Origin of the sequence: Peribacillus psychrosaccharolyticus ATCC 23296 (assembly GCF_000305495.1) — a bacterium.
GTDB classification, from domain to species: domain Bacteria; phylum Bacillota; class Bacilli; order Bacillales; family DSM-1321; genus Peribacillus; species Peribacillus psychrosaccharolyticus.
In genome coordinates this window covers 1-7,304 of sequence record NZ_AJTN02000054.1, presented here as the reverse complement: position 1 = coordinate 7,304, position 7,304 = coordinate 1, and the positions used below count along the sequence as shown (strand labels likewise).

Genomic DNA, 7,304 nt, shown 5'->3' with positions numbered 1-7,304 from the left:
AGAAAGTCCGATTTGATCAATTTATTATTATCTGAAGTAACACGTACCAGTGGAGGAATCCATGCCTTTTTACAATTTATGGCCTCACTCATTTTTACGGTAATACAGATTGCTCTCGCTTTCTGGTTGTCACCAAATATTACTATTTTTGTTTTAATTAGTGGTGTCTTTATCGTCTTTCTCAATCGGAAATTCCTAAAAAAATCTCTTGCATTAGGAAATCGTAATTATGAATTAGCTAGGCAATTTTATGCAGGAACGACTGATCAAATTAATGGGATAAAAGATATTAAAAGTAATTCCTTAGAAGAATCCAGAATGCAGTGGTTTCGTTTGATAACCAAAAATATGGAGTTGGAACAAGTAGACTATTTGAGGATGAAAACAACTTCACAGCTATACTATAAAGTAGCTTCTTCACTATTAATGATTATCTTCATATTCGTCGCTATCAAAATGTTCCAGGCTCAAGCAGGACAGTTAATGTTAATTATTTTAATATTCGGCAGGTTATGGCCGAGAGTTGCGGGGATTCAATCCTCACTAGAGCAAATTGCTACGACCTTGCCATCCTTTAAAGCGGTGAAAAGACTTCAAGAGGAATGTCAACAAGCTGCGGAATTTCAGCAGCAAGAAAATGTTAAAGCACTGGATTTGAAAAAGGGAATCGAATGCCGAAATATTCACTTTCGATATAACAAAAATGAAACAACATATGCCTTAAAGGATATTAATTTATGGATCCCTTCAAATGAAATGACCGCGTTTGTAGGGCGTTCCGGAGCAGGTAAAAGTACGTTAATCGATTTATTGATGGGGCTAAACCAACCAGAGTCAGGTCAAGTGCTGTTAGATGGAATTCCGTTAACGAAAGAAAACTTGCTGTCGTTAAGAAGTTCGCTAAGCTATGTACCCCAAGACCCATTTCTTTTCAATGCTAGTATTCGGGAAAATTTAATGCTCGTAAAACCGGAAGCGAGTGAAGAAGACATGTGGGAAGCATTATCTTTCGCTTCAGCAGCTGAATTTGTAGGAAAGTTACCAAATGGATTGGATTCGTTAATCGGGGACCGCGGCATTAAACTTTCAGGTGGAGAACGTCAGAGGCTCGTATTGGCTAGAGCCATTCTGAGAAAACCGACTATCCTTGTTTTAGACGAAGCAACGAGTGCGCTTGATACAGAGAGTGAAGCGAACATTCAATTAGCATTGGAACGCTTAAAAGGGAAAATGACAATTATAGTCATCGCTCATCGAATGTCAACGATTCGTAATGCGAATCAAGTTATCGTATTAGAAGAAGGCCAAGTCATCCAGCAAGGAGGGTTTAACCAACTATCTCAAGAAAAAAATAAAATGTTTAGTAAATTGTTAGGAAGACAGATGGAGAGTATTCAATAATACCTTTAAAGGGGGTGTTGCTTAACGAACTATTTCTGTGGATTATAGAAAAATTGAGAGAAACCAAACGAGTGAAAATGGGGGTAGTGGATAATGAAAAAAGAATGGACTAATCCAGAAATTGAAATTCTTGATGTTCGTTTAACAATGAAAGGAATCGGCGGCGGCGGTGGAAATGGCGGTGGAAACGGAGGAGGCCATGGCGGTGGCGGTGGCGGTAAAGGTCCTTGTGGCCACAAAGGCCATCATGGCACTTGTCCTACTCCAACGGTTCCGCCAGATTTAGATAGTTAATTTAACAAGCTCTTATACTTTAGCTTTCATCCTGAGAAAAGGTATAAGAGCTTGTCATTCATTTATAAAACAGCGGAGGATTCTATGTATGAAATCGTGAGTACCAAAAGACAGCAAAAACAATTTCAAGATTCTTGGGAGTATTTTTGTGAGAAATATAACTGGGAAAATGATCCCTATGCAAAGGATGGAATCAGATACAATCTTTTGCTGCCTGAAAAAAAGAAAAAAGTGATAGGAACGATTGAGTTCATCCCGTATAATCCCAAAAATCCAGACAGTACCGTCGAAGGAAGATTTCCTTTCTCTACCTTTGAGGATATAAGAATAAATCAGAATAGAGTTTGGGAGATCGATAAACTTTGTTTAAACAAGGAATTTCATCGCCAAGGGTATTTCGAAAACTTTATGAATGTCTTCTATGACCATGCACTAACACATAAGCCAAAATACTATGTGGCACTTATGGAAAAGAAGTTTTATCGTATGATTCGTATTTCATTTGGGTTGGCCGTTGAGCAAAGAGGCAAGGATTTGGTAGGTCCATCAAGTGCACTCATTCCGATTGTGTTTGATATCGAAAAAATCATGCGGGATGAAGAGATGGTCAAGAATTTACTTGCGATGAGCTCGTCCTCTAAGAAACCTAAATGGGATCAATCACTTTCAATAAAGATAATTCTAGCTAAAATAGTACATAAAATAAAACCGAACATGTAGAGTCCTTTTCCAGTCAACACAAGTTGGCTTTTTTGTTTTACTTTAACCAATGGGTATCTCTAATGATTTTGATATGGTATTATTTTCAAAAAAATATGGAGGTTGGAAATGCCCAAATGCATCTTTTGTCAAATTGTTTCTAAAGAAATGGACGCTTATATCGTCTATGAAAATGAACTAGTATGTTGCTTTTTAGACAGAGATCCCATTAATAAAGGCCATGTTTTGGTTGTACCTAAAAAGCACTATCAAGAGTTTAGTGAAGTGGATCGAGAAAGTTTGGTTGAGGTCATCATGGTTGCACAAAGGGCAGCAAGAGCACTCGAATCCATACTAAACACAGATGGACTAACGATTATGCAGAACAACGGAATCTTTAAGGATGTCGAACACTATCACATGCATATTGTTCCGAGGTTTAAAGATGATGGTTTCTCATGGGTCGAACCGGAAATCAGTATGAATGGAGATGATTTCATGAATATACAAGCCAGTTTAACAGCGAGTTTTCATCAAGGGTGTTAAAATCAAGATGAGTTGGGCACCCTAACATTGAGGTGACCTTACATGGATTTTCCCACCATCCATACAAACTTTTGGGATGCTGTGATTGCAGTACCGGTAGTGATGATTCTAACACAATTAATAAAAATGTTTTTTAAACTCCCCAACAAATATGCAGCGCTTACGGCACTCATACTAGGCTTAGCCATTTCTATATTCATCAGTCATCGACATAGTATTCTTGCAGGTGTTTTTATGGGATGGTTTTATGGCTATGCTGCCATAGGTAATTACGCCGCCTTAAAAACGGGATTGATAGCCTATAGACATAAGACGGATGCTAAACAAAGAAAAAATTAAAAGATGCTCTTTATCTATCCTGAAAAGGACAGGTAAAGGGCATCTTTTTTTTGATTTTCCTCTCATTTATAGTGTCAGGACTTGGAATATCCGAAAACAGAGCTATTAATTGTGCGGATTCGGCCCAGAACCAAAATGATTCGGCCCATACTGACATACATTCGGCCCTTAGCAGGTTCCAGCGAGATTTTTGATTATCAAGATTTTCTTGATTTTCGGGTAAAGCAGGAAGCCGCACCATACACCGAGTACGTTAAGAAGTAAATCATCAATGTCCAGGCTGCCTCTTTTGGTGAAAAACTGCATCAGTTCAATGATAGTAATCGCGAAGGTCGAAATGAAAAGGACCTGTTTGGTAGTAGGTGTTTGTTTCCAAAAGCCATAGTAGAGACCAAATGGAATGAATAAGCAGATGTTGGCTGCTAGGTTATAAAAGGCAATCAGAAAATCAACGTTTCCGGATAGATAAAAAAGAATCGTATCGAATGGGATGAGATTTATAGTGTCGTAGTTTTGATTTTTGGGTCTAAAAAATAATAAAACCAGCAGACAGCAGGTATAAAGACTGGCTGCTGTATGTAGGACTTGGATGGGCAGAATCATTTTTTCTTGTTTCCACCAGCAAGTCACACTTACGACAAAAATAGTGAGGGTAAACCAGATGACAACGATCACAAGCGGATTCAAATAGCTGGTTAATTTCAACCAAACAGGTAACAGGACGAGAAAGAGTAATTGAGCATACACGATACTTCGTTTCATAACATCACCAAGATTCTGTTCATTTAGTAGCTGTCAGTATAACAAGCTGGATGAAAAATATCAATTGAACGAAAGATAATGATGGAATAATTTGTTTATAAATCAATAATCTATGATACGATTAACCTGTGCAACAGATTATGAGATTTAATACTGTAAGGAGAGTAGTAATCCATTGAGATAGGAGGAAGCAATTGATTAGGATGATTTAAGAATGCATTCGAATAATGGCCATTTTATTAGTTTTTGGGGCTATTATGAGTGGCGCTGCACATTGGGTTTATTCGAGCTTTGGCGTACAGGTTAATGACAGCAATGGCGGTTTGTTAATAAGTATTTCTGTTCTTATTCTTCTATTTGTTTGGTATCGGAATAAGCTTCAATTCTCAGGATTTGTAAAAAAAGGTCAAAAGAAGCTGCCTAAAAAAGTGAGTACAACTTTGGTCACTCTTTCTATTCTTATGTTGGTGACAGCACCAATGGTAGGATAAAAAGCAGAAAAAGAGAACATGCTTATGGTTGTATTTTATAGTATTACTAATATAGGAGGTTTTTTCATGTCGAATAATGTTTATGTTATTACCGGTGGATCAGGTGGTATGGGGAAAGCAACAGCGGAGTTAGTAGGGAAATATGGTACGGTTTTACTTGCTGATATTTCAGAGGAGCGCTTAGTGCAGACAAAAGAGGAATTAGCTGGTAAAGGGATAACCGATGTACATTACCAAACGGTTGATATTACATCAAAAGAAAATTTAGCGGCTCTAGCTGCAAAGGCTGCAGAATTAGGTAGATTAAAAGGGTTAATCCATACTGCTGGACTTTCTCCAACAATGGCGGACTCCCGTCGTATTACTGAGGTTAACCTAGTGGGGACAGGGATTGTACTAGAGGCATTTTACGAACAAGCTACAGAAGGTACTTCAGTAGTCATTGTTTCTTCAATGAGTGGTTATATGGCACCGCGTCAAGGTCCATTTATCGAAGTGCTTAAAAATCCATTAGCTGAAAATGCTGTGGATGCTATGGAGCAATTTGCACAAGGTAACGCAGGTGCTGCCTATTCATTGTCTAAATTGGGCGTTCAATTAATCGCTGAAGACCAAGCATGGCATTGGGGTCAAAAAGGAGCGCGTATCAACTCCTTATCCCCAGGAACCATTAACACACCGATGGGACGGCAGGAAGCTGAACAGCAAAAAGAAATGGCTCAATTACTTGCCATTACACCATTAAAACGTGAAGGTGAGCCATCGGAAATCGCAACAGCCGTTGAATTTTTATTAAGTGATGCAGCATCGTATATTACAGGAATTGATTTACGAGTAGATGGCGGTACCATTCCAAATCTCGCGAAAGTCAAAGCAAGCCAATCGTAATCGTAAAAAGTGAATAAACGAACGTCAACTGCTGTCTATACATTATAGACAGCAGTAACTATATGGAGAGCAGAAAAAATTATGAAGTGTCTTATACCTTCAAATATCCCCTCATTCAATAAAGATAGAAAGGTCGTTATCCAATGACTATATTAATTGAAGGATTGTCAAAAAGAGATGCTGAAGATTTGCTTGAATTTGAACTGAAAAATAGAATTTTCTTTGAAGAAATGGTCCATTCTCGTGGTGATGAGTATTTCACTCCAGACGTTTTCAACAACATCCTAGCAGCCTTACTTGATGAACAGTTTCAAGGGTTATCACAATTTTATTTAATCAAAGATAGAACTAAAAATGGTTTAGGAAGAATTAATTTAGTTGATTTTGATGAATTTCGAAAGGTTTGTCATCTTGGTTACAGAATTGGACAAGTATATACAAAAAAAGGCATTGCTAGTAAAGCTTTAGCAATACTTTTAGAATCTCTCACTGATACAACCATTGAAGTTATTAAAGCGAAAACAACTACTAATAATATAGCTTCTCAAAAGGTTTTGGAAAAGAACGGATTTGAGAAGATTGTGGGTACTAGCGACGAACAATTCGAAATAAATGATCAAAAAGTAAACTTTATCTTCTATAAATGGACTAAAGGTAATCAATTATAGGCTGATGTTAGGTTATCGAATGTCAGCTAAAACTAACGGAGGACATTTATAATGAATATTCGTATTTTAAATGAATCTGATGCACATATATACCAGGAATTGCGACTTGATGCATTGAAAATGAACCCAGAAGCTTTTGGTTCAACCTATGAGAGAGAGGTGGAATTTTCATTAGAAATGGTAATGGAGCGAATCAAGCCGACAAAGGACAAGTACATTGTTGGTGCTTTTGATCATAGTGGTTCATTAGTTGGAATGGTTGCTTTTATCCGGGAAAACGATCTTAAAAACAGACATAAGGGGAATGTTTTTGGCATGTACATAGCGCCCGGCAGTCGAGGGCAGGGTTTAGGAAAAGCATTGATGAAGGAACTGATAAGCAGGGCGAAGAATTGTGATGGATTAGAACAAATTAAATTAACTGTTGTATCCGATAATGACCACGCAAAGAACCTATATAAGTCTTTGGGATTTGAAATCTATGGGACAGAACGTAATGCCTTAAAGGATCAGGGACACTATTTTGATGAAGATTTGATGGTTCTTTCATTTTGAGAGAGTAAAAGAGCCTGCCTACACTACATGCGGCAAGGCTCCTTTCAGCATAAATAAAAAAGGAATGAGTATTAGTAAAAGAATGCCTACAACCAGTGTAGCTAGTAGAATTTCCTTTAGGGTAATCCATTTTCCCTTATATAATCTGTAAAGAATTACGGTATTAATTGGGATGTTTAAGAAGAACGCTGTCCCAAGACCGGGGGCGTATGTTTTCATAGAAACGGCGGCAAGAAGATGCGGAAAAAAGGCATTGAAAATCATTGAGCCTAAAAAGCCTATAAATGCCCTTTTCACTATTTTGGATTTGGGAAAACGTATATATAGAAAAGAAAGTAAGTAGGCAAGTGCCGTAATAATGAACAGTGCAAAATGAAATTCAATTGATGTGACAGGTTTCTGAAATGAGGAACCATTTTGAGACCATTGGGGGAGCCATAGGGCTTCTTCTACATTATGTACGGTAAGTGCTAAACAAAAGAATAGCGCATCATTCCTTCTGCCTTTCATACTGTTAGTTGATACACACGAGACTGATCTCCCCATGGATGATAGCCTGTACCAATATAGTCAAATCCGTATTTTTCATATAACCCGATATGATCGGTACAGAGGTATAAATGGCTGAAACCGCCTTTTTTTGCGTCTGTTTTGGCTTTAT

Annotated in this window: 11 protein-coding genes; 9 read left to right on the top strand and 2 right to left on the bottom strand. The window is 37.7% G+C overall.

What is annotated here, in order from left to right; all coding sequences use genetic code 11:
- The 5 genes from WYK_RS05180 to WYK_RS05160 all read left to right on the top strand — a co-directional run.
- A partial coding sequence (locus WYK_RS05180) for an ABC transporter ATP-binding protein (RefSeq protein ID WP_040373525.1) occupies positions 1-1,401 on the top strand: 1,401 nt, incomplete at its 5' end.
- Positions 1,402-1,494: 93 nt separating this feature from the next.
- Entirely contained in the window at positions 1,495-1,695 is a 201-nt protein-coding gene (locus tag WYK_RS05175) for a paeninodin family lasso peptide (RefSeq protein ID WP_040373524.1), read from the top strand.
- Between the two features lie 84 nt (positions 1,696-1,779).
- Positions 1,780-2,415 carry a hypothetical protein gene (locus WYK_RS05170; protein WP_040373523.1) on the top strand — a complete coding sequence of 212 codons (636 nt, stop codon included), beginning with the start codon at positions 1,780-1,782 and terminating at the stop codon, positions 2,413-2,415.
- Between the two features lie 108 nt (positions 2,416-2,523).
- The gene (locus WYK_RS05165; protein WP_040373522.1) at positions 2,524-2,940 is read left to right on the top strand and encodes an HIT family protein; all 417 of its coding nucleotides are present in this window, start codon (positions 2,524-2,526) and stop codon (positions 2,938-2,940) included.
- 42 nt (positions 2,941-2,982) lie between these two features.
- The gene (locus tag WYK_RS05160) at positions 2,983-3,279 is read left to right on the top strand and encodes a hypothetical protein (protein ID WP_040373521.1); all 297 of its coding nucleotides are present in this window, start codon (positions 2,983-2,985) and stop codon (positions 3,277-3,279) included.
- Positions 3,280-3,447: 168 nt separating this feature from the next.
- On the opposite strand, the gene WYK_RS05155 is transcribed toward WYK_RS05160, so the two are convergent.
- Complete coding sequence (locus WYK_RS05155; RefSeq protein WP_040373520.1) at positions 3,448-4,041, bottom strand: VanZ family protein; 594 nt, start codon at positions 4,039-4,041, stop codon at positions 3,448-3,450.
- A gap of 227 nt (positions 4,042-4,268) precedes the next feature.
- Between WYK_RS05155 and WYK_RS05150 the strand changes: the two genes are divergently transcribed.
- From WYK_RS05150 to WYK_RS05135, 4 genes are all read left to right on the top strand, one after another.
- Entirely contained in the window at positions 4,269-4,532 is a 264-nt protein-coding gene (locus WYK_RS05150) for a hypothetical protein (RefSeq protein ID WP_051387316.1), read from the top strand.
- Between the two features lie 66 nt (positions 4,533-4,598).
- On the top strand, positions 4,599-5,420 hold the full coding sequence (locus WYK_RS05145) for an SDR family oxidoreductase (protein ID WP_040373519.1): 822 nt from the start codon (positions 4,599-4,601) through the stop codon (positions 5,418-5,420).
- 143 nt (positions 5,421-5,563) lie between these two features.
- Positions 5,564-6,088 carry a GNAT family N-acetyltransferase gene (locus WYK_RS05140; RefSeq protein ID WP_040373518.1) on the top strand — a complete coding sequence of 175 codons (525 nt, stop codon included), beginning with the start codon at positions 5,564-5,566 and terminating at the stop codon, positions 6,086-6,088.
- A gap of 51 nt (positions 6,089-6,139) precedes the next feature.
- Positions 6,140-6,643: a GNAT family N-acetyltransferase gene (locus WYK_RS05135; RefSeq protein WP_040373517.1), complete on the top strand. Its 504-nt coding sequence runs from the start codon at positions 6,140-6,142 to the stop codon at positions 6,641-6,643.
- 18 nt (positions 6,644-6,661) lie between these two features.
- On the opposite strand, the gene WYK_RS05130 is transcribed toward WYK_RS05135, so the two are convergent.
- Positions 6,662-7,153, bottom strand: coding sequence for an HXXEE domain-containing protein (locus WYK_RS05130; protein WP_040373516.1), 492 nt, complete (start codon positions 7,151-7,153; stop codon positions 6,662-6,664).
- Between the last annotated feature and the right edge of the window lie 151 nt (positions 7,154-7,304).